Here is a 21,962-nt window from a genome sequence, read left to right as displayed (position 1 = left end):
CATTCGATTTCATGAGCTTCGATATCTCATTATACATCTGCAGAATAATAGTTCTTATTGTTTTCACAATCTCGGACAATAGTTCCTTCATGGTCCCTAGTTTAAAGTGACATTAACAAAGCCAGTGCCAAGGCTTTTCTCTTTTCCTTGCTGCTCAGATAATTTGATTCATTAGGGTTCGACAAGTACCCAAGTTCCACCAAAAAGGCATGACAAGATTCAATGGTTTCTTGCAATATTTGGAAATTGGCCCGTTTTACTTCTCGAATCTTAAATCCGAGTTTTTGATTGAGTTCGGTTAAGATTGAATTTGCAAATAGCAAGGATAGTTTGTTGGCACTATAAACGTAAATCTCTATTCCGTCGATATTAGGATTTGCTATATGGTTACAATGCAGCGAAACAAAAATATCCGGCTTCAGATGCTTGGCAAGCTTCACCCTATCATTAAGTGATATTAGGGTATCCGTACTTCTTGTCAAATAGATGTCATATTTGGACTCCAACAGGCCTTTGTTCCAAGCAACCATCTTTCGTGCAATATCAAGAACAACATCCTTTTCGTGGGGGCCATCTTTGGATACCGTGCCGGAGTCGATTCCCCCATGCCCAGGGTCAATTAGAATAACCTTCCGTTCTACCTTTAAAATCTGTTGGGCACTTATTTCAAGGTTGCCTATCAGCGATAGCAATAGAATTAGGTTGATTGTAGTACGCATATTTCAAGCGATTTGTATTTTTTCATTAAGCAATATTTAACAAAGCTTTCGAAACGATGTATTTCTATCAATAATTAACGCCCTTCCTAGTTAATTTTTGAGAATCCTTCTGTAAAAACCATAATGCGGTTCTACATTTCATAAAAATGTCTTAGCAGACGGCAATTTGTTTAATCTGGTATCAATAGGTGATACCATAAATAAAATTTTTATGAGAAAAGCTAAAAGTCTTACGTCGGCAATGCTCTTTATGGGTTTAGCAAGTCACGCACAGATTGGCGGAATCGAAGATTCGGTCAACGAAGTATCGGATACTATCCGTACCATTTTTCCTATAATTCTTGGGGTCATCTTCTTAATAGGCTTCCTTTTTAATGCTGGACACTTCTTCGGCGAGAATGCCGATTTGAAAAAAGGGATTATCCGCGTACTGGTATTTGTGCTTATTGCCGGTGCAGTAGTCGGCATCTTTACCTATCTCATTTCAATAGTTGTGTAATGAGAAGCTACGAGATATACCGGAACATCCGAAAAGGGGCTTTGATTTGGGGTTTGCCCTTATCGTTCTTTGCCCTTTTAATGGTGTCTGTCGTAGCTTCGCTATTGGTTATCATCTTTTCCTTTAGCCTGATATTGGTCGTCGGACTTTTCTTTTGGAACGGCTGCCTGTTCATTGGTCTGAACAAGGTTAATGGTAAAACACATCTTCTAAATATCACAAGGGTATTCCCAAAAAGCATTAGCAATAAAAAACACAATATACTTAACCATGTCGAGGATCAATATCTCTAAATTTTATCCTATAGCGGATATCAAGGACCATTTAATATTTTCGAACAATGGCAACGTGGTCGCCTGTTATCGTGCGCAACTTCCTGAAATCTATTCTCTTTCGGAAAAGGACTTTGAGGATATACACAGTAACTGGTTCCAGGCGTTGAAGTCATTGCCGGTTGGAACAGTGGTTCACAAACAGGATATCTATTTCAAAAAGGAATACAACCCACAAAACTTGCCCAAGGACACTTTCCTATCTCAAGCGACCCATGACTATTTCAAAGGAAGGGAACACATGGAGCATCGCTGTTATCTGTTCTTTACACTGACCAAGAACAAACAACTTAACAACCCAAAGTATATCAATCCTTTTCGAAAAGTGGATGCTAAGATACCGGTAATACTGCAAGATAACCTTCAATGCTTCAAGACTTCGGTTAATGACGCGGTTTCCTTAATCAATAACGGACGAAAAATAGCTCTGACCCCGCTAAAAATGCAAGAAATGCCAGAAATCGCCAAAGCCTATTTCAACGGTTTCAATGAGGGCTTTGATACTTCCATTGAACTTGGCAAAAAAGTTATCCAGATTGGGGAACACTATTTTGATGTGCTGGCTGTAAACAGTGAAAGCTGCTTTGGGGGGAAAGTGCAGACAAGTAAAATAAACGAACGTCTTACTTCCGATGATTTCAGTTTCCATCAGGGATTTATGGATGGACTAGGACTTTCTCTGAACGAGAATCATATGGTTAACCAGATTATCTATTTAGACGACAAACAAAAATGGCGAAAGCTCCTGGACAAGAAAATAGAGGAACTGAACAAAAGTTCCAACTTTGGTTCGCAGAACAAAGTCATCCTAAAAAAGATACAACATATTCAAGACCAGATTAATGATGATGATAGTTCAAGGATTATAAGAGGTCATCTAAATGTCATTTATTGGGAAAAGGATGGGAAAAAGCTTGAAAAGATAGCTTCTCAGATAAAAACGGAATTCAAGGAATTGGATGTCGTTCCTTACTCACCCAGTAGTGAGGAACGCAAAAACTATTTTTTGAACAGCTTTTGCTGCTTCGCTCCCAATTTTTCCAATGAAGATCTATACGTAACTGACCTAAAACATGCCCTTTGTCTGTTCGTTAACAATACGAACTACCGTTCCGACAAAACAGGTATAATCTTTAATGAACGGGAATACAACATTCCAGTTTTAAAGGATGTTTGGGACGAGAAGAAGAAACGCATCAAGGCAAGGAACTTTGCCATTTTCGCGCCAACGGGAGAAGGTAAATCCTTTTTGGCCAACAATATCCTGCGCCAGTATTTCGAAATGGGTGTCCGTTTAGTTATCATCGACTTAGGTGGCTCTTATACCAAGTTCGCGCAGTTGTACCCTGAACAATATGCCATACTGCGTTATGAGAGCGGAAAGAACTTAGGGATCAACCCCTTTTATATTTCCGATATTAATGATGTCGGTCCAGAACGTTTGGAAGATCTTTCCGTGTTTCTTTTTGAACTTTTGACTTCTGATTTGAAAGTGACCAAAGCACAATCGGTATCATTGAAGAAAATCCTTCAATATTATTATAAGACAGTTGCGAAAGACCATTCCCTAGAAAGTTTTTATCGATTTGTCAGAAAGGACCGGGAGAACCTTTTAAATAAGTTGGGCATTGATACCCCATATTTCAACATTACCAACTTCCTGCATATTTTATCGGAATATGTCGAGGGCGGACTTTACAGTTTCCTCTTTGAAATGAGTGAGGATCAATCCTATAAAATAGAGGACAAAAGGCTCATTGTATTTGAACTGGATGAGGTCAAGGATAATAAAGAAATCCTTTCTGTGATGTTGAAACTCATCAAAACTGCCGTTCAGCGAACCATATGGAGAAACAAAGAAGAAAAGGGCATTATCCTATTCGATGAGTTTGCCAAGCAGTTGAAATTCCCCAACGTTCTGGAGAGCGTGGAATTCTACTATCAGGCCATACGGAAACAAGAAGGGGCCATTGGTGTTATTCTTCAGTCCATTAATCAATTACCGGACAATTCTACTTCTGCAAGTATCCTTGAAAACACTCAGGTCATCTATAGTCTGAACAATGAAAAAGGTTATGATGAATTGGTAAAGCGGCTTAACCTCTCCAGTCATGACTTTAACCAACTTAAATCCATAAAGAACGACTTGACGGGAGAAAGAAAGTACACCGAGATGTTCATTAAGATTGGTAAAGAGAGTAACATTTTCCGATTGGAAGTACCACCAGAAGTATTTGCAGCCTACCTGACCGACGGCTCGGACAACGAGGCCATAATGGCCCTTTATAATAAGAGCAAGGACATGGAGATGGCCATCAGGCAATTCTTATATCCAAAGGTTGCCTAATATAAATTGTTTAATCAGGTGCCAGAATGTTGAATATACTACGGCATCATAAAACCCGGAAATTATGAAAATAGGAATCAAAAAAACAGTAATCGTAACCGCTTTTCTCTTTATAGCAAGTGGGCATGGTATGGCCCAGGGGATGCCGGTGTACGATAATATAAACTTTATCTCCTTTGCCAAACAGCTATTGGAGGCAGGTAAGCAGACCTCGAACATCATCAAGACCGTCAACTTCTTGAAGAAACAGAAAGAGAACATCGAAAAGGTCAGTGCTGCCATTGAAAAACTAAGAGCGGTACAGGAACTCATTCATAACAACAAACGTCTATATGATATGGTACAAGGGGATTTAAGGAGCATCCTTAACTCTCCATATATCAGAGCTGACGAAATAGAGCGCATATCGGAATCCTTCAATGCCATTTTGGATCAAGCCACGGACGATTTGGAATTTATCAACGAAGTCCTTTCGAGCGACCATTTAAAATTGACGGATGGTGAACGAATGCGCGCAATCCGAGTGCATCAAGAAGAATCTATGGAAATGGTAACGGAAATCGAGCGTAAGACCCGGCGGTATCGTGACATCATCGCCTTTCGGGAGATGCAGGATAAAATCAACAATAGAAAAACGAATTATTAAAGAATGGAGCTGGTAATCCCTTTGGGCATAGGCCTCGAATATGTGGATGCCGTCTTTGAGACTATCAAGGGCACGGATTTCTCTACGTACACAATTCGTGGTATCAAGGTTCTGGCAATACTTTTCTTTCTTATCAATATCCTCAAAAAATACAATGAAGGTCTCGCCAATAAGGAGGGGTATTCGTGGGGGCTATCCCCAGGGGATTTGGCAAGAACTTTGTCATCGTCCTCTTGGTCATTTTTTCCACGCAGATACTTGGCCTCTTCGACGGAATTTTGGTCGCCGTCGAAGGTCAGTATCGGGATACGGCCCCTGCCCTGATCCCGTTGCAGCTTCAAGAAATTCCGATAGAGGAAGATGTTGGTGCTTTCGATGCGGCCAAAAAAGCTTGGGCATTGTTGTACGAAGCATTAGTGACCCCCGTATTCGGGATTAAAATGTTCAGCTTCTTCATTGGTTTGATACTTTGGATGATAGACCTGTTCATCTATCCCTTGTTCTTGGCGGAACGGTATTTTCTGCTGGGAATAATGCAGGCCTTTTTTCCTTTGGTCATCAGTTTGGCGGTCTTTGAGAAGTTCCGCAACATGGCGTATACCTTTTTCAAATTGTATTCGGCGGTCTATATGCTGGTACCGGCCTTTTTTCTGGTCAACATTTTTGTGAACCAACTCTATTCCGAGGTCAATGCCAATTTCTGGACAAACCTTTGGGGAGGTCCAACCGACAACAATACCATTAAAATTTTAGTCGAAGCCGCGACCATAGGGTTTATCGTCTTCCTAAAGTTCAAGCTGTATAAAAGGGCGACCACCTTTACATTAAGATTATTCACGGCGTCATAGAAGCTTTATTATTAAAAAATTGGATATGAAACTACCTTATAAAAATATTTACGATGTACTCAAGTTGAACCGTTACATAACCATAGTTGTTACGGTTATAGCGTTATTATCGAGCGTGTTCTCAGGAATAATAGTCTTTAACATGTACAACAAGGCCATGGGAAGTGCCTTCGCCGTAAACACCGATGGTTCGGTCATTCCACTTAAGTTGGTGTCCCAAAAAGAGAACCTCCAGGTAGAAGCCCTATCGCATCTCGACCTTTTCCATAAGTACTTCTATGGCATCGATGATAGCAATTATGAAAGTAATCTGGAAAAGGCTCTTTGGTTGGGCAATAGCACTGTGGACAATGTCTATCGCCAGAAAAAAGCCGATGGGGTCTACAATCGAATTCTACAATATTCCTTGGTGCAAAAAGTACTGAGCGTTGAATCGCAACTGGATTTAAATACAGAACCGTATCGGTTCAAGACCGTAACTACTTTTGAAATCAACAGGGGATCAGTTGTCGATCGCTATGAACTGGTTTCCACAGGAGGACTAATAACCGTTGATCGAAACTATCCCAAGAACACCCACGGATTGTTGATTACGGATTTCTTTGAGAGTTCCTTAAAAAAGATAAAGGATATAGAATGAGATGAACTTAAAAAATTGAACTATAAAATGGATAAAAAGAAAATTGTGTTCGCGTCTGTCATTGGAGCCGTTGTCCTGTTCATCATCGGTTATTCGGTTTTTGTATTAGGTGGAGATGATGAGGGAACTAATGAATTGCAACAGACCTTGGTACCGGAACTGGAAGAGGGGGAGGCTTTGTACTCCTCGAAAAAAGTGGCAGTAGATGCGATTAAAGAGGAAAAGGAACGAATGGCACCCAGTATATATGATGAACGTTTCTTGGATGAATCCGGAATGTACGATGAAGACCTTTTGGACAAAAAGAAGCAGCGAATGGTAGATAGCATTTACAGTATAGGTCGTATTCATTATTCCGAGGATTCTACTTCATCAAATTTTAGAAAGCCATCACGAAAAAGGCGCAGAAACAAAAGTGAGGTTCTCGATACAAAAGACACAGTTTCTGCATTAAAGGCGATGGGTCTGGAACATCAAATGTTCTTTGCCGTCAGTCCGCAAGTTTTGGCCGATGGAACTGGCGAATCCTTGGAAGTGGAAATCGATGGGGAACAAACCATCAAGGTCAATGATCGTTTGCAAATGCGGGTGACCGATGATACAAAGGTTCAAGGTCTGAAGATCAAAAAGAACACCTTGCTATATGGCATAGTAAAGTTCAGGCCGAATCGGGTAATTCTACAGGTCAACAATATCGAAGGTTTTCCCTTGAAATTACTTGCCTATGACAATGCCGATGGATTGGAGGGAATTTATATCAGAAACAGTTTTCGCGGTGATGTTTTCAATGAGGTTCTTGGCGATGTAATCGAGGACTTCAATATTCCCGGAGTGCCACAGGTCAGTGGAGTAAAAAAGGTTTTTCAACGAAATAACCGGAACGTAAAGGTAACGGTCAACAATAATTATAAACTCATTTTAAAACCAAAGCTATGAAACGGACATTGTTAATTATGCTATTGGCAATCTTAGGCAGCATTTCATTCGCTCAAGAGCCAAAACAATTGGACACTATATACGCCAATGAAAAAATGAACTTGGCCCTATTCTTTCCAACGAATATTCGTCAGGGAATAGTAGGTGCGGAAAACTTTATCTTTACTTATAATAGGGAACGGCCTCAAACCCTGGGATTATTAAAAGCCGCTAAGGGAAAGCAAAGCAATCTTTTGGTGGTTACCACTGACGGAAAAGTATATTCTTATATCATCAAATATTCGGATAACCTATCCGAAATGAACCGTTTTATATCCTTTTCGGAAAGCATCGGGCATGAGCTTCAAAGAGAAACCCTTATTGCAAGGGATACTATAAAGCCGGATTCTGACTCAAACATAAAGAAACAGTACCCAAAAGCATTTTTGGAAAAGTCCTGCATTGCCCTTCTTGAACAACCGGAAAGAAAGAATATCAATAAAAGAAAGCAGGGAGTTTCCTTGTCAATTAAGAATATGGTCTACTACGGAGACCTAGTCTTTATACAGTTTGAAATCAAAAACGAATCAGGAATAGATTTTGATATCGACTATCTAAAACTTGCACTGGTCATCGGCAATGATAAGCGAAAAGCATCTTATCAATCTGTGCCATTGATTTCAAGATATGTTCATAGCCTGCCAAGGAAAACTAGTCACGGGGAAACTTCCAGATTTGTTTACGTAATTCCAAAGTTCACTTTGGGTGATAACGAAAAATTGGAATTGCGTCTTAAGGAATTAAAGGGGAATCGTAAATTGATACTAAGAAGAAGGCTATAAGCAATTCAATAATTCATTATGCCACTCTTTACTAAAGGCGGATTTTGTAAAGAGTTTACGTTTTTAAGACTATCTTTCAGGGAGTTTAATGGTAATCTAAAAACGATGTCCGAAAGGCGTAATGTAAAGAGTCCTGAAAGAGAAACCACAAATGACCATGAAAAGGCTAGGGACTACCTGAGCGATTCCGAAGTCAAGAAGTTTTTAGAGGCATCCAAAAAGACAAGATATCCAAAAAGAAACTACCTACTGCTATTGATGATGTATCGGCATGGCCTTCGGGTCAGCGAGGCCATTGCCATCAAAAAAACGGATGTCAACCTAAAGGATTCCCGGATATGGATAAACCGATTGAAAGGTGGGTTATCCACGGAACATCCAATTTCCGGTGATGAGCTTCGGGCTATCAAACGATATCTCAACTCCCGAAAGGACAATCTACCCTGGTTATTTGTCAATGAAAGGGGAACACCATTGACCAGACAAGCTGTATCATATGTGGTGAACGCAGTAGGAGGGAAGGTAGGTGTCGAGAACATGCATCCTCATGTTCTGAGGCATTCTTGTGGGTTCTATCTAGCCAACAACGGATATGATCTTCGGCTGATACAGGATTATTTAGGGCACCGTGACCCAAAACATACAGCCCAATATACTAGGGTGGCCAGTAAGAGGTTTGAAAAATTATGGAAATGAACAATCCTTGATTGAAAATATAAATCCATCCTTCTTGTTACAGTATTTAATATACGATATGGTATATTGCAAATTTAATTATCTGTAAAAACGTTTCATAAATGATTAGCATCTCAAACCTAGAATTGGTATTGGAGAAACTTGGTTTTACCAATAATGATAAATCACTTTCTAGGACTTTCCCTATTTCGGGCGCAAAAATCAAAGTAGATCTTAAGAAACAAAAAATCATATATCCTGAAAATGAAGGGTTAATTGTTAACGAAAGACAAACGTGCAATTTCTCACAAAAAGAGAATTTTATTGTTTTAGAGTGTGTTTGTAGGTTATTAGAAAAGGGATATAGTCCAAGGCATATTGAATTAGAACCAAGGTGGAAAGTTGGGCATGGGGCGAGTGGTGGTAGAGCGGATATAATGGTCAAGGATAATTCGGAAAAATCATTGATGATAATTGAGTGTAAAACTGAAGGAAAAGAATTTCAAGATTCTTGGAAGAAGACACTTATAAATGGAGGACAATTATTTTCTTATGTAAAGCAATCTGGAAGTACTCAATATATTTGTCTTTATACCGCCAAATTCAATGATAATTGTATAATTCCAAGTTACTACCTTATAACCCTAAAGGATAACGAGCGCCTTTTGGAAGAACTTAAGGATAAAAAGCCTATCTCTTTTAAAATCGCAAAGAGCTTAGATGTAGAAGATATTTATAATGCTTGGAAATATACATATAACCTCGATTATTCAACTAAAGGGGTGTTTGAGGAGGACATTTCCCCATATGAGATAGGCAAGACTAAATATTCTCTTAAGGACCTTAGTATTATAAACAACCAAGATATTCAGGGTAAATATCATGAGTTCGCTACTATTCTGAGACAGCACAACGTTTCTGGGCGGGAAAATGCATTTGATAAATTGGTAAATTTATTTCTATGCAAAATTGTTGACGAGACCAATAATCCAGATGAATTGAAATTTTATTGGAAAGGGATTGCCAATGATAATTTTTTCGATCTCATAGATCGTCTTCAAAAATTATATCAGGAAGGAATGCAAAGGTTTTTAGGAGAAGATGTGGTTTATATAAGTTCCGATCAAATTGATAAAGCGTTCGATTTCTTCAAGAACGATCCAGATGCGACAAGAGAAACTATCAAAAAGTATTTCAAGGAATTGAAATTTTTCAACAACAACGATTTTGGCTTCATAGATGTACACAATGAAAAACTATTTTATCAGAATACCTCAGTACTATTGAAAATCGTACAGATGTTACAGGATATTAAATTGAAGACTGATGGTGAGGAGCATCAGTTTCTGGGAGATATGTTCGAAGGCTTTTTAGATCAAGGCGTAAAACAATCCGAAGGTCAGTTTTTTACCCCAACACCGATAGTAAAATTTATTTTAAAATCACTACCGTTGGATAATATAATTATAGATAGTGATGAAATTCCTAAAGTAATTGATTTTGCATGTGGTGCCGGACATTTTTTGAATGAATATGCAAAAGAGATTAAATCAGTAGTCGAAGAGCGCAAAGAAGCAAAAATGTCGGATTATCACCAAAATATCTTCGGTATTGAAAAAGAATATCGTCTATCCAAAGTAGCAAAGGTATCGGCATTTATGTATGGACAGGATAGTATCAATATTGTATACGCAGATGCTCTCTCTTCAGGCAAAGCTATGGATATTAAGTCAATTAAGGACGGGACTTTTTCAGTTTTAGTTGCAAATCCACCCTATAGTGTAAAGGGATTTCTGGAAACGCTAACAGAATCGGAAAGAGGAAAATACCGTTTAATTGAAACTGTTGGTGAGAAAAGTTATCCCAATAACAATAGCATAGAGGCTTTTTTTATAGAGAGGGCAAAACAATTATTGAAACCGGGAGGAGTAGCAGGTATTGTAGTACCATCTTCCATTTTAAACAAAGGTAAGGCCAAAAGCACGTCTAAAACCAAAAATATTTATATGGCTACCCGAGAAATTTTATTGAAATTTTTTAAGATAGTCGCAATTTCGGAATTCGGTAGTGGTACGTTTGGAAAGACCGGTACTAATACCGTAACACTATTTATTAAACGAAAAAAAGAGAACCCTTCACCAGCTGACCATTATAAAAACAGAGTTGATGCATGGTTTGAGCATGATAAATCTAAAGATGGTGTTTTCGAAGATGAGCACTTTCTAAAAATATACTGTAATCATCTAGAACTAGACTTCGGAAACTATCAGTCATTGTTGCTCGGAGCACCAAATGAAGCGCTATTGGGACACGAAATTTTTATTGAGTATAGAAAAGCATTTGACAAATGGACAGACATAAGGAATCTAAAAACGAAAAGAACTTTCAAAGAGCTATCAAACGAAGATAAAGGTACTATTTTAAGGAAAAAATTTGTTGAATATCTTATTGAAAACGAAAAAGAAAAGCTTTATTATTTTGTTTTAGCTAGCTCCAATGGTAGCAAGGTGTTAATTACAAAAAGCCCTAAAAAAAGTGCCAAAATGAAAAGCTTTTTGGGATATGAATGGAGTAGCGCTAAAGGAAACGAGGGTATCAAATACATGGGTGGCGCAGAATTTGATAGTTTCGAGATTGGTGATCAGGACAATGGCGATGTCCTTTTGGAGGAGGAAGACAAAAGGGTTCTCAGCAATATCTTCAACCTTAATAACATCAATACACCTCTATACGATCCAAACGATAATTACAATCCTAATAAAGTTAATTCTCTTATAAGTAAAAACTTCGTTGGCGAAAGCTTTAATATACCGGAAGAATTAAAAGAGTACACCAGTACTGCAAGGTTAGTAGATATGATGAATTTTGGGCTCGTCAATTTCAATAAATCAATTAGTCTATCCCCTAACAATACCATTAAATTAAAAACTAAATGGGATACAAGTAAATTATCAAAGATTGTTGATGTAACCAGTGGAGGCACTCCCTCTACGACTGTTCCAACATATTGGGGAGGTAATATTCCCTGGTTAAGTGTAGCCGATTTTAACAATGGTAATCGATTTGTGTCAGAGTCCGAAAAGCATATTACCGAAGAAGGTTTGAATAATAGCAATGCAAATTATATAGAACCTGATGATATAGTACTTTCCGCTAGAGGAACAGTAGGGGCGTTCGCACAAGTAGCAAGAAGAATGACTTTTAATCAATCATGCTATGGGCTACGGGCGAAAGATGGAATCTCCAATTCGTACCTTTATTATATATTAGGCGTGCTGTTGGAGCAGTTGAAGGCGAAAGCATATGGAAGTAAATTTGATGCTATTACAGAAAGCACTTTCAATGAAATATTCGTGCCTATCCCACCACCGGAAATTCAAAAAAAAATTGTTGCTTTATGTAGCAAACTAGATGAGGAATTTGAAAAGGCAAATAGTAAAATTTCAAAATTAAAGGCTCAAGCGACTGTTTTATATGAGGAGGCCTATCAAAAAGCCAATAAGACTTATAAACTAAGTGATACAGATATCTTCGATGTATCAATAGGCAGGCGTGTATTGAAAAGGGAGGTCAATTTGGAAAATCGAGGAATTGAAGTTTATAGTGCAAATGTGTTTCAATCCTTCGGATATATTGAAAAGGATTTGCTTAAGGATTTTAGTCTTCCATCAATAGTGTGGGGAATCGATGGTGACTGGATGGTCAATTACTTTCCTTCCGGAAAAAAGTTCTATCCAACTGACCACTGTGGTGTTTTGAGAGTAAAGGTTGACAACATTCTACCTAAATATTTAGCTTGGGTTATTAATAAAGAAGGGGAGCGTGTAAGATTTTCGCGTTCCAATCGGGCATCAATGGATAGCATTAAAACTTTAACAGTTTCTGTACCTTCAAAGGAAGTGCAAAGTCTATTAATAGGCAAAATTGAAACGCTAGAATCGAAAATTTTAAAATTAAAAAGTTTATTATCGGAAATACCTAGAAAAAAAGATTTGCTAATACAATCATATTTATAATGGACATTTCCTTTAAAAGTTAGGTTTATTCCTTTGCTTTGGATAAGAAGTTTTCGCGAAAAACTTAACGAACTAACCGAAAATTAGAACCTCAAAAATCACGATTATTTCACGATTAATTTCACAAGAATAATTTATAACTAACTATTAAACAGTATTTTAAATTTGTATTTGACCAAAATACGTATGGATTTTAAATTGTCACTGCCTTGGTTTTAAATTAGCGGTTACAGCTATACGCAAATTGCTACACATAAGCATTTGTACTATAATGTTCTGCGTTATGTAACTTTGCTTGGGTAAAGCAAAGTTTTCTTCTACGATTTTCTTTCAAATTTTTCTTCTCAAAAAGTTTCTTCTCAAAAGGCAATGGAACACTTATTATACGACGCGAGCCTATCCTGAGTGCGAGCGAAGGTATAGGCGAGGAGTGTAATGTGTGTGGAATGGCATTTTACTATAATGTATAGATTTATGAAGAGTATTATAATACATTACTTATTAAAAAGATCTATATTTAAGTTTCATCATACCATGTTCAGATGTAATTAAAAAACAAATATTATAAACCAATGTTCAAGGATATGACCAGAGTAATTTGTATATTTTTAGTTATTTTTTTTGGCTTATTCTCCATATCCCTACAGGCGAGGACCAAAAGCATTGGAATAAGTTCCGTTATTAAATTGGAAAATGTAAAAATCTCCAACAGCAATGGAGAAGTTCTCTATAAAACCATGGAGCAAGGGGAGGTTAATACCAGACGTAATGGCTGGGTGTTCGGAGGCCCCTGTGAGTTGCGATTTATGCTTTACTACAAGGTTGAAAAGGGTGTAGAATGGGTTAAAATCGAGCATGAGAAATTTAAGGTTGAGATTAATGATATTTTAGATGGTGAAAAGCGCCGTCGATACTATATCTATGAAGAATATTTTATTAAAGGAACATGGAAGAATGTCCTTGGCAGTACAAATGTGAATAACAAGGAATGTATTCCCAATTCAGATGCATGGAAATATAGAACTGTCGATACCTCAAAAATTAGAACTATCGGAGACATTATTGAAACTGTATCAAATTCTGAAATAGAAAATAATAACATCAGGAATAAGGCAAATGACAGGGAATTGGATGACATTCGTGATGAATGGACCGGAATATTCGGAGGCACGGTTACGCAGAAAGGGCTAAAACCAAATTTTCTCGCTAATTCTGACAAACTTAAACTACATATCTTAAAGAAAGATGATGGACCTATTGGGAACTATGGATATTCCGCAAGTACTTACTCGATTTATATTCTTCTTCCAAATTCTTTCAAGGAACTAAGTAATTTGCGTATATCCTCTAACTCAATGAGTTTTAGCCGTTCGCGAAAACACCCATACGAATTTGAATTGTCTAAAGAGACTGACTCCAATGGGGGCACAATTATTAGAGGATACTTTAGATATTATCAGGTCTTGGATAATGGAAGACTATCTAAAGTTGTCGACTTTCATAGAATTTATGTTTACTGAGTTCTGTAATTATGTTTCCTTATTGAGCATCCCCCAATGATTAGGACAGGTTTTGTACTAAATTAAGTCCGGTTAATTAAGTCTTGTGATAAAGTTTATATCTAGTGCTACGCGATAAGTAAAGCCAGCCAAATTTACAGTGTCAAAAGGATAAATTTTGACATATCTAGCGCTTCTAGATTATGATCATTCAAATCTAAATGGTACGTCCCGCATTGGCCTTCACCAAAGTGGTCATTATTAAAACAACTAAGATCTGTACCTAGAAGCTTCCAATTTACCAAATCATTACTTACCAATATTTCACCGCGAAAGGCTCCCGAAACAGAATAAGTATCATCTTCACGAATTGTTCTCGAAGAAACTTGAATAGCTATATCATCATTGAGTCCCATACATTATGTTGTTTCCTCTAAAGTTAAACTAGTGGGTTGCTCAAAAAAGGACATTAGAGTAAAAAAGAAAGCTCAGAAAATCAATAGATTTGCATTAGATTTGATTTTTTTAGTACTGGTTTTCCAGTATTTTTATGACTTACCAAAACCAGCGATGACCGATAATATTAGACGCCTGTTCAAACAAATGAACGAACAAACCAAGGAAGAGGCCTTGGCCTGTCTTAAAAAGGAATTTAATGTCAGTGACAGAAAATGGGTCAAGAACGAATGGATCATTGGCGGTAGGATACCAGAAGCCTTTCAAGAAAAAATCGTAGCGTTGTTCCAAAAGTTATTAAGGAAACAGGCCGTCGAAGTCAAGAGATGAATTTTCAGAATACCTTTGTTTGAATTCTAATTTGAATGAGCACTTGAATTTACACCCTCAATTTATTCATTAAAAATCTCTCTCACCTCGCCATGTATGCGTTCAAAGTTTTTCTGAAACACTTCCTGTGAATTTGGTTCGAGCGGTGGCAACTGTCTCACAATTCGAGGAGTCTTAAACTGTACTTTCCTATCCTTACCATCGGCAAAAACAACAAATTCCCCTTGCCGTAGCCCATAGAATGTATCCGCTCTATTTTTAGAAACCTCCTTTTCCCCTTTGGTTACGCGAGTATCAAAGTTGAGATTGAATCCCTTGCTTACGCTCCTGGTTTCCTTTTTGACTATTTCAAAAAAACGTTCATAATATTTCGCCGTATCAGGGTCATTGGTCTTTCCGAAGAATTGATAGGACAGATTGCTAAGAATCGCCCGGCTTCCTTTCTCCCCATACATCATATCATTTTGTATTTTATCCTGCATTACATAGACCGTTGCAATGTCGTAACTCCGTAAGGTAGCCGGGACCCTGTGCATATTTAACAGGCGTATGGTCGGTGCCTCCTCCATTAGCAAGAAAGAAGAGCTGCCATTTCGAACACTCATTTGCTTTGTTATGGTATGGATAATCGTGGCAATGATCGGGGATAACGAGGTTTCGTATTTTGGATTGTTTACCACACATATTACAGAGTTATTTTTACCTGAATTAATATTGAGCGGCACTTTATCATCTGACAGTGCCATAAAGATCCGTTGGGTACTGATCTTTTTAAAGGCATTGGACAAGGTACTCTTGACGGCTGCGGTTTGTCGATCGGACCCGGCGCCATTGATAAAGGCATCCGCCATGGCCTTGGAAGTGATGTCCGCACCCAAAAACGCAACAAGCTCTTTGGTGGTCAGATATTGATACAGGGCGATAAGATGTGGTAAAGTGCAATAGTTCTTATAGTCCGTTTTAAGCCGCCACATCATACCCCCAATAAGTCCTTCGGCAGCGGTATTGAAGAAGTGGGAATTTCCGGAGCTACCACTTTCTTTGAGTTCCAGTAGATTTTCCACCAGTACTCGTGATACTTCGTGTACACTTTCCTCATCGGGCAAATAGCGAGGTGCAATAGGGTTTACCTTAAAATAGATCGGGTCAAAGGAAATCACATAGAAAGGTGTTTTGCCACCACCGAATATGGGGTATGCCATTTCCGTTATTTCGAAATCCTTATAATCATGTATTACCCCACAAAAATTATGTCTTTTGAAGTGTTGTAAAAGCCCATGGACCACGCTTTCCGTTTTTCCACTTCCCGCAGAGCCGATAATGGAAATCCCCCTTCGGATATTTTCCAGTACGAGATTCCCTTTTCGGACTTTGAACCTAACGCGATACTTGGGGTCTATCGACGTGTTCTCTTCCTCGATTCCAATAAATACATAGCAACCGATATTCAAAAGAAAAAGAGGAAGGAACCCGATGAGCAGCACACGCAATAAATTACGCATTTCCATCCCGATGTACCATTGGATAACGAGTGCCAAAAACAACCAAAGCAGATTCAAAAAGAATCCAAAGCGGAAGAAACGAACGATACTATATACCACCAGACTACTTATTAAAAATAATACGATTTTCCATGCAAGTGTTTCCATAGGGTTTTCTTAGTTAATATCCAATTGAACTGGAACGGATGGCAATTTCCAAGCCCCGTTTTAGTTTTCGAAAGGCGGCCACCGCAATCTGTGCCTTAGTGGTCGGGATGATCGGTATGTCCAATCCTGTCTTCCGTATCAGTTTAAAAGCAACTGCCCGTTCTGAGATGGGCAGTCCCAAAAGCCGGGCATAAAAACGTTTGGGGTCTTTTACGAATTGCTTTTTCCCTTTGTAGCTTTCAGCATAGTTTCGATCATACCCCGTTATGCTGTCAAAGGTTCTTTCGGCCGCTTCATAGAATTTGTCACGGTCAAAACCCCGCTTTTGCATTGTTCCGTTGAGTTCCGCTTGGGAAGCTTTGTAGGCCGATCCAGGAGATAGGCTTTTTGTATTCGAAGCATCTTTTCGGGAAACGATGATGTGTATATGGGTCTGTAATCCCGGTTTTTTCATCCCAGAAGTCAATATTTCACCATCTATCCTATGCGGGATTTGTGCGGTCAGTTTTTGAACCTTCCTTTTCATTTGCCCAATATCTCCTTCAAGCTCACCACGTTCCATTTTTCGGATATCATTTTGGAGTTTTGCTATTTCCCCAAGGTATTTTTGATTCTCTTTTACCTTTTGATCAAAGCCTCGATAAGTGCGATCATATTCTATCTTGGCGTAGTATTTAATATCGTCTACTGTCACGGTTTCATTCCGATAAAAGCACTTGGCATATTCCTTCATTAGTTCACGGGTGTACTTCCGTAATTTTTCAGGATCGTTTTTGATATGCTTTAATTCCCTTTGGCTGGGGTTTATGATAATCGAGTAAAATTTCGGGTCCTTTTTCTTAAGCTTGGCAGTGTTGCCGTCGATTTCTTTGATTACCGTTTCCGCAAGGACTCGATCGGTGTTCTGGTCAAAGAAATGTTCTTGCATCACGGATGCCATTTCCCGGTTTTCCTTCTCCAAATAGGCAACGTAATCCGCAACGCTATTGGCGTAGGTATTTCCCGTTTTCTGTCTTGTAATCGCGATATACATATTCAATGGTTTTCCAGTTCCCTTTTGATTCTTAAGAACTCCTGTTCTGATAATTTCAATTTGAAATAATCGTTTCCAAAACGATTACTGACCAATTCGACATGGTCCAGTACATAGCCAAACCCTTTTCGTACCTCTTCCAATTTTAGCCGGGTCCGGTCATGTGCTATTTTGGAAACCGTGGTTTTGGTTCGACCCTTTTCGATCTTTGGCCTGTCATTGAACAATTTTTCTTTCCGCATCGGTTCTTCTTTTTCGACCACACCTTGAAAGAGGGATTGCAGCATCGCCGTAGTCGGCTTGTCATGGTTCTTTTCGATGTCCTTTATAATCGCAATGACCGCTTCGGTACGTTTACGGTTCTTTAAAAGTTCCCGTAAAAAACTGCGCTCTTTGGTATCGAAAGGGGAAAAGCCATGCCATTCGAAAAAGTCCAACATGGCTGCCAAAGTTTCCGATTGGGGCCTGGACAGTTTTCTAGAAAGTTTTCGGAAACGTTTGACCACAACCGTCTTTAAACAGATGGACAGATAATCGTAGTCGTACTTGTTCTTTACCTTCATTTTTCAATAAACTTTTCCAATGTTTACGGTATGTTCGGGCCGTTTTTCAATAAACTTTTTGACCCATGGCAGTTCTTGAATGATGTTATATACACTTTAAACAATTGATATTCAATTCTTTGAATGTCAAATCAAACTCCGTAACGTCGCTTTGGCGCGTTACCGTCTTGCTATTCCTTTTGACCCCGTAGGGGTCGAAAAAAATACCTTTACCAAAAGGTAAAGGCTCTTGTAGCAACCGTCCATTAAATAGAAGGATTTATGATTTTTTCAATTCTGCTTTTAGGGATTTCATAGGGTATTTTACAGAGCCTTGAACTTTCCATAATAGAAAATGGGCAACTTAAAAAGTTGCCCTTGTGTTTTCCCCTCACGGGAATTATTGTTAGGACATCCCATAATCAGCAGATCTGGATTTAAAGAATCTCATTATCGGCAAAACTGTAGTACCGACCATTGGGAGCGATTAGGATATGGTCCAATAACCTAACATCGAATAGATTGGCCGCTTTCTTAATCTTTTGGGTAATCTCCCTATCCGCCTGGCTTGCCTTCAACGTCCCACTCGGATGGTTGTGTGTCAAAATAATTGCTACTGACAATGATTTTAAGATTACAGCAAACAAGATACGCATATCAATGACCGTGGAGGTAATCCCGCCTTTAGAAAGTTGATAGATACCCTTCACTTTATTGTTGTTGTTCAATAACATGACCTTAAAGGATTCATGTACTTGGATCGTTTGTTTGTCCCAATGTTGGTAAATAAGATCTGCGGCATCCTTTGAAGAATTTATCTTTTGCCAAAAGGTGGCCGGGATCCGTTCTTTGTAGCTTATCCTTATTTCGTTAACTTTGTCCTTCATTGCTTTTTAATTTAAACGTTATGGGTAATGAAAAAGAGGGCAGAACTTTTCCGAGAGATGCCCTCTTTAATTTTAGATGATTGGTTTATTAGGCTGCCTGGTCTTCGCTTTTGGCACCCAACAATAGAACCTCGTTAACGATCACTTCCGTGATATAGCGTTTTTCGCCTTCCTTGGTCTCGTAGCTCCTGGAGGCCAACCGGCCCTCGATGGCAATTTGCTTGCCCTTGACAGCATAGCGATTAATAATCTCGGCTGTTTTACCCCAGGCCACTATATTGTGCCAATCAGTGGACTTTACTTTTCGCCCTTCGGCATCTTTGTAATTCTGATTGGTTGCTAATGAAAAACGAATTACCTTTTTGCCGGTTTCCAAGACGGTCATTTCAGGGTCGTTCCCCACGTTTCCGATTAGTTGAACTTTGTTCCTAAGATTGCTCATAATTGAAAAATTTAAAATGAATGAATAGTCCTGCCCGAACCCTTCGGACAGCTTTTAAAATGGATTTACTTATTATATCCGGAGCGTTTTCCCTTTTTTTGATTTTTAACCTTTGTTCCGATTCCTTTTTGTTGATTCCGTGCGATTTCATCTTTTTTGTTTTTGATTTACTTCCCATAGTGCCGTCCGCCGTTACCCTTTTTTTGATGCTGTTCGGCCTGCAATATTCGAGCTTGGGAAAGACGTATAAAAAAGCCCCGTGAACTACGGGGCTGGCTTTATGCCGTCACCAAGAACGGATATTGTTTTTTTGCTATCAAAAAAAGGGAGGTGGGGTAACTGGAGATATAATTAAAACTATCGGTGAAGAGTGTCGATTCAACTGGAAGAGGAATAAGATGGTATTTTTCAATGAGAATAGGATAGGTTATTCATTAAGACTCTGCCTTTAAAAATGGATTCGATCCAGTTTAATTGGCCACTGGTCCTAGTGAATAGTCTGTTTTTGAAACTAGATTTTTGGTGCTTGTTTGTAATTGTCACTTATTTGTAAGAACTGCCACAAAACCTTTGTAATCAATTAGCAAGGTTATTATTTAGATAAATGAATTAAATAACGATTCCATGAATAAATTATAACCTATTTATTTTTATCGGGCTATATCAGTGAGTGACGGACGCGCTATTGATTTTCCATTTGTAAACTGTGTTATAACTGAGATTCCAGCGGTATTTTCAACTCTGACGGGTTGAATAATTCTTTTGAATAAGATTTGGACAAATCCATGGTTTTGTCCAAAGAGTATATCTGTTACAACATCATGATTTCTCCTTCTTTGGCAAGATTGCAGTTTTGGAATCTTTCCTGACATTGCTTTTCCATCTTTCTCAAGAAGACATCATCATGATTGGGGTCATGGTGGGTTAGATATAGATGTTTGACATTAGCACGTTCCGCTACCTCTATGGCCTGTTCCCAACTACTATGGCCCCATCCTTTGAATTTTGGCAATTCTTCTGGGGTGTATTGAGCATCGTGTATCAGAACGTCAGCATCTTTGGAAAATGAAACAACATTCTTATCTATAGAATCTCCGTGTTCAATATCGGTACAATAGACAATAACCTTATCTCTAACTTCCAGTCTATAACCGTGAGCTCCGCCAGGGTGGTTATGACTGTTTATAAGCACACGGCCTCCGCGAAACTCAGCTTCTCTTATTTTCTTTAAGTTGTATTCAAATTTGGCACCCATATTATCTAATTGGATAGGAAAGAAAGTGCCTTCCATTTGTTTTGAAAGCACTTTTTTTAGATCAGAAACTCTTAATTTTTCCCCAAAAGCGATTAACTCAATTTGTTTGGATGGGTCATATGCCGGATCAAAAAAGGGAAAACCCTGAATATGGTCCCAATGAAAATGGGAAAAACCTATTATGATTTTTTGTGTGGGATGAAACTCTTTTTTCATTAATTCCATACCAAGTTTGCGTATTCCACTACCCGCATCAAAGATGATGATATCCTCATGTTCCTCGCGAAAAAGTGCCATGCAGGTTGTGTTACCACCAAATTCAAGATAGTCTCTATCGCAAACCGGAGTGGAACCACGAGTTCCATAAAATTTGATGTACATGACCAAATGTTTTTTTAAGGTTACTATTTTTTATTGTGAAATAATAATTATTAGCTTAAGTTATCCAATTTCCTCTCAATTGAAAAAATGATTTATTAGGAAAAATTAGATTTTTAATACAGTTTCTATCAAACAACTTCAAAAATCTTTATCCCTGCCAATACTTTTGATGAATTAGTTTGGGATAACATTTTCTTAATAGCACCAACTCTTGCTCTTGAAGAAAGGGGTTCAAACCATAATGGTTACATTCCATTGCAATAAAGGCTTTTAAACCTTTGGTATATTCTTCATCGGCCCTTGGGAAGAAGGTGTTTTTCAGGTGTTCTGCAATCTGGATCAATTTGTAACTCACCAGGATTTTATGTTTTGTCATTTCCGTGGTGCCAACAGCATAAAATGCTCTTAACCAATATAGTACTTCTTCAATAACTGTGGAGAATTGTTCGGCATCGGAAATTTCAACACTGAGATTTTCAATTTCCTTGATAATTTGGCTGCCTGAATGCATAAAAGCAGTTATAACTAGTTCCGATTTGTCTTCAAACAGATGATATATTGTTTTTTTGGAGATTTGGCATTTTTTTATCACTTCATCCAAAATGGGTATATCCCTTGCAGTTGTTTCTGATAATATGATATCTGCCGTTGCTCTTACAATTTCCATTTTCTTGTTTTCCATTTCCTTAATTTTTTTGACTTATCTTTTGTTATAGAAGAAACCATTTGATTTCGATATCATAGTGAATAGGTAATTACGATTTTTAATCATTTTGGAATCGATTCTACAACTAAAGGGCTGTAGTCAAAAATTTGACCACCGCCCTTACCTGGGCCAAGATGCCCCATTCAACCAATAACAAACCATCATTAACCCAATACTTTGATTATTTTCATTTGTTTTTCGTTGTATCCGTAGTACTTGAGGTTTGTTTCGATTACCGTTGGTTTGTCCAGGACCCCTTTGAAATGTGAGAAACACTCAAAACTGAACTTGCCGTGGTAGCGG

Annotated in this window: 18 protein-coding genes and 1 pseudogene; 11 read left to right on the top strand and 8 right to left on the bottom strand. The window is 38.3% G+C overall.

Features of this window, described 5'->3' with window-relative positions:
- Positions 1 to 101: 101 nt before the first annotated feature.
- On the bottom strand, positions 102 to 719 hold the full coding sequence (locus Q0993_RS03440) for an N-acetylmuramoyl-L-alanine amidase (RefSeq protein ID WP_299529755.1): 618 nt from the start codon (positions 717 to 719) through the stop codon (positions 102 to 104).
- A 211-nt stretch (positions 720 to 930) separates the two neighbouring features.
- On the opposite strand from Q0993_RS03440, the gene Q0993_RS03435 reads away from it, so the two are divergent.
- The 11 genes and pseudogenes from Q0993_RS03435 (at position 931) to Q0993_RS03385 (ending at position 14,764) form a co-directional block, all read left to right on the top strand.
- The gene (locus Q0993_RS03435; protein WP_299529753.1) at positions 931 to 1,218 is read left to right on the top strand and encodes a hypothetical protein; all 288 of its coding nucleotides are present in this window, start codon (positions 931 to 933) and stop codon (positions 1,216 to 1,218) included.
- 270 nt (positions 1,219 to 1,488) lie between these two features.
- Positions 1,489 to 3,897, top strand: coding sequence for a TraG family conjugative transposon ATPase (locus Q0993_RS03430; protein WP_299529751.1), 2,409 nt, complete (start codon positions 1,489 to 1,491; stop codon positions 3,895 to 3,897).
- 64 nt (positions 3,898 to 3,961) lie between these two features.
- Positions 3,962 to 4,543, top strand: coding sequence for a conjugal transfer protein (locus Q0993_RS03425; RefSeq protein ID WP_299529749.1), 582 nt, complete (start codon positions 3,962 to 3,964; stop codon positions 4,541 to 4,543).
- Positions 4,544 to 4,546: 3 nt separating this feature from the next.
- A pseudogene (locus Q0993_RS03420) lies at positions 4,547 to 5,391 on the top strand (hypothetical protein).
- Between the two features lie 25 nt (positions 5,392 to 5,416).
- Positions 5,417 to 6,031 (top strand): conjugal transfer protein TraK, encoded by a 615-nt coding sequence (locus Q0993_RS03415; RefSeq protein WP_299529747.1) that lies wholly within the window; start codon positions 5,417 to 5,419, stop codon positions 6,029 to 6,031.
- 27 nt (positions 6,032 to 6,058) lie between these two features.
- A complete protein-coding gene (traM, locus tag Q0993_RS03410; RefSeq protein WP_299529745.1) occupies positions 6,059 to 6,967 on the top strand; it encodes a conjugative transposon protein TraM in 909 nt (302 codons plus the stop codon).
- Positions 6,964 to 7,788 (top strand): DUF4138 domain-containing protein, encoded by an 825-nt coding sequence (locus tag Q0993_RS03405; RefSeq protein WP_299529743.1) that lies wholly within the window; start codon positions 6,964 to 6,966, stop codon positions 7,786 to 7,788. The genes traM and Q0993_RS03405 overlap by 4 nt, the downstream gene beginning before the upstream one ends.
- Positions 7,789 to 7,806: 18 nt before the next feature.
- On the top strand, positions 7,807 to 8,484 hold the full coding sequence (locus Q0993_RS03400) for a tyrosine-type recombinase/integrase (RefSeq protein ID WP_299529741.1): 678 nt from the start codon (positions 7,807 to 7,809) through the stop codon (positions 8,482 to 8,484).
- 101 nt (positions 8,485 to 8,585) lie between these two features.
- Positions 8,586 to 12,479 carry a restriction endonuclease subunit S gene (locus Q0993_RS03395; protein ID WP_299529739.1) on the top strand — a complete coding sequence of 1,298 codons (3,894 nt, stop codon included), beginning with the start codon at positions 8,586 to 8,588 and terminating at the stop codon, positions 12,477 to 12,479.
- A 584-nt stretch (positions 12,480 to 13,063) separates the two neighbouring features.
- Positions 13,064 to 13,999, top strand: coding sequence for a hypothetical protein (locus Q0993_RS03390; RefSeq protein ID WP_299529737.1), 936 nt, complete (start codon positions 13,064 to 13,066; stop codon positions 13,997 to 13,999).
- A 549-nt stretch (positions 14,000 to 14,548) separates the two neighbouring features.
- Positions 14,549 to 14,764: a hypothetical protein gene (locus Q0993_RS03385; RefSeq protein WP_299529735.1), complete on the top strand. Its 216-nt coding sequence runs from the start codon at positions 14,549 to 14,551 to the stop codon at positions 14,762 to 14,764.
- Between the two features lie 62 nt (positions 14,765 to 14,826).
- On the opposite strand, the gene Q0993_RS03380 is transcribed toward Q0993_RS03385, so the two are convergent.
- The 7 genes from Q0993_RS03380 to Q0993_RS03350 form a co-directional block, all read right to left on the bottom strand.
- Positions 14,827 to 16,413 carry a type IV secretion system DNA-binding domain-containing protein gene (locus Q0993_RS03380; protein ID WP_299529733.1) on the bottom strand — a complete coding sequence of 529 codons (1,587 nt, stop codon included), beginning with the start codon at positions 16,411 to 16,413 and terminating at the stop codon, positions 14,827 to 14,829.
- 13 nt (positions 16,414 to 16,426) lie between these two features.
- Positions 16,427 to 17,446 carry a MobB family relaxase gene (mobB, locus tag Q0993_RS03375; protein ID WP_299529731.1) on the bottom strand — a complete coding sequence of 340 codons (1,020 nt, stop codon included), beginning with the start codon at positions 17,444 to 17,446 and terminating at the stop codon, positions 16,427 to 16,429.
- Between the two features lie 2 nt (positions 17,447 to 17,448).
- Positions 17,449 to 18,009, bottom strand: a complete 561-nt coding sequence (locus Q0993_RS03370; protein ID WP_299529729.1) for a BfmA/BtgA family mobilization protein — start codon at positions 18,007 to 18,009, stop codon at positions 17,449 to 17,451.
- A 416-nt stretch (positions 18,010 to 18,425) separates the two neighbouring features.
- Entirely contained in the window at positions 18,426 to 18,875 is a 450-nt protein-coding gene (locus Q0993_RS03365; RefSeq protein ID WP_299529727.1) for a RadC family protein, read from the bottom strand.
- An 88-nt stretch (positions 18,876 to 18,963) separates the two neighbouring features.
- Positions 18,964 to 19,317 (bottom strand): single-stranded DNA-binding protein, encoded by a 354-nt coding sequence (locus Q0993_RS03360; RefSeq protein WP_299529725.1) that lies wholly within the window; start codon positions 19,315 to 19,317, stop codon positions 18,964 to 18,966.
- 811 nt (positions 19,318 to 20,128) lie between these two features.
- Positions 20,129 to 20,953 (bottom strand): MBL fold metallo-hydrolase, encoded by an 825-nt coding sequence (locus Q0993_RS03355; protein WP_299529723.1) that lies wholly within the window; start codon positions 20,951 to 20,953, stop codon positions 20,129 to 20,131.
- A gap of 148 nt (positions 20,954 to 21,101) precedes the next feature.
- Positions 21,102 to 21,635 carry a TetR/AcrR family transcriptional regulator gene (locus tag Q0993_RS03350; RefSeq protein WP_299529721.1) on the bottom strand — a complete coding sequence of 178 codons (534 nt, stop codon included), beginning with the start codon at positions 21,633 to 21,635 and terminating at the stop codon, positions 21,102 to 21,104.
- Positions 21,636 to 21,962: the final 327 nt, after the last annotated feature.

This window comes from Ulvibacterium sp. (genome assembly GCF_028285715.1).
GTDB lineage: Bacteria > Bacteroidota > Bacteroidia > Flavobacteriales > Flavobacteriaceae > Ulvibacterium.
The sequence above is the reverse complement of the archived record's forward strand: the minus strand, read 5'-3'. Positions and strand labels throughout refer to the sequence as shown.

Bases quoted from the DNA above. Each gene is read 5' to 3' on its own strand.
- traM (WP_299529745.1), top strand. From the start codon at position 6,059: ATGGATAAAAAGAAAATTGTGTTCGCGTCTGTCATTGGAGCCGTTGTC.
- Q0993_RS03360 (WP_299529725.1), bottom strand. From the start codon at position 19,317: ATGAGCAATCTTAGGAACAAAGTTCAACTAATCGGAAACGTGGGGAAC.
- Q0993_RS03440 (WP_299529755.1), bottom strand. From the start codon at position 719: ATGCGTACTACAATCAACCTAATTCTATTGCTATCGCTGATAGGCAAC.
- Q0993_RS03385 (WP_299529735.1), top strand. From the start codon at position 14,549: ATGACCGATAATATTAGACGCCTGTTCAAACAAATGAACGAACAAACC.
- Q0993_RS03435 (WP_299529753.1), top strand. From the start codon at position 931: ATGAGAAAAGCTAAAAGTCTTACGTCGGCAATGCTCTTTATGGGTTTA.
- Q0993_RS03350 (WP_299529721.1), bottom strand. From the start codon at position 21,635: ATGGAAAACAAGAAAATGGAAATTGTAAGAGCAACGGCAGATATCATA.
- Q0993_RS03430 (WP_299529751.1), top strand. From the start codon at position 1,489: ATGTCGAGGATCAATATCTCTAAATTTTATCCTATAGCGGATATCAAG.
- Q0993_RS03390 (WP_299529737.1), top strand. From the start codon at position 13,064: ATGACCAGAGTAATTTGTATATTTTTAGTTATTTTTTTTGGCTTATTC.
- Q0993_RS03400 (WP_299529741.1), top strand. From the start codon at position 7,807: ATGCCACTCTTTACTAAAGGCGGATTTTGTAAAGAGTTTACGTTTTTA.
- Q0993_RS03365 (WP_299529727.1), bottom strand. From the start codon at position 18,875: ATGAAGGACAAAGTTAACGAAATAAGGATAAGCTACAAAGAACGGATC.
- Q0993_RS03355 (WP_299529723.1), bottom strand. From the start codon at position 20,953: ATGTACATCAAATTTTATGGAACTCGTGGTTCCACTCCGGTTTGCGAT.
- Q0993_RS03395 (WP_299529739.1), top strand. From the start codon at position 8,586: ATGATTAGCATCTCAAACCTAGAATTGGTATTGGAGAAACTTGGTTTT.
- Q0993_RS03405 (WP_299529743.1), top strand. From the start codon at position 6,964: ATGAAACGGACATTGTTAATTATGCTATTGGCAATCTTAGGCAGCATT.
- Q0993_RS03425 (WP_299529749.1), top strand. From the start codon at position 3,962: ATGAAAATAGGAATCAAAAAAACAGTAATCGTAACCGCTTTTCTCTTT.
- mobB (WP_299529731.1), bottom strand. From the start codon at position 17,446: ATGTATATCGCGATTACAAGACAGAAAACGGGAAATACCTACGCCAAT.
- Q0993_RS03415 (WP_299529747.1), top strand. From the start codon at position 5,417: ATGAAACTACCTTATAAAAATATTTACGATGTACTCAAGTTGAACCGT.
- Q0993_RS03370 (WP_299529729.1), bottom strand. From the start codon at position 18,009: ATGAAGGTAAAGAACAAGTACGACTACGATTATCTGTCCATCTGTTTA.
- Q0993_RS03380 (WP_299529733.1), bottom strand. From the start codon at position 16,413: ATGGAAACACTTGCATGGAAAATCGTATTATTTTTAATAAGTAGTCTG.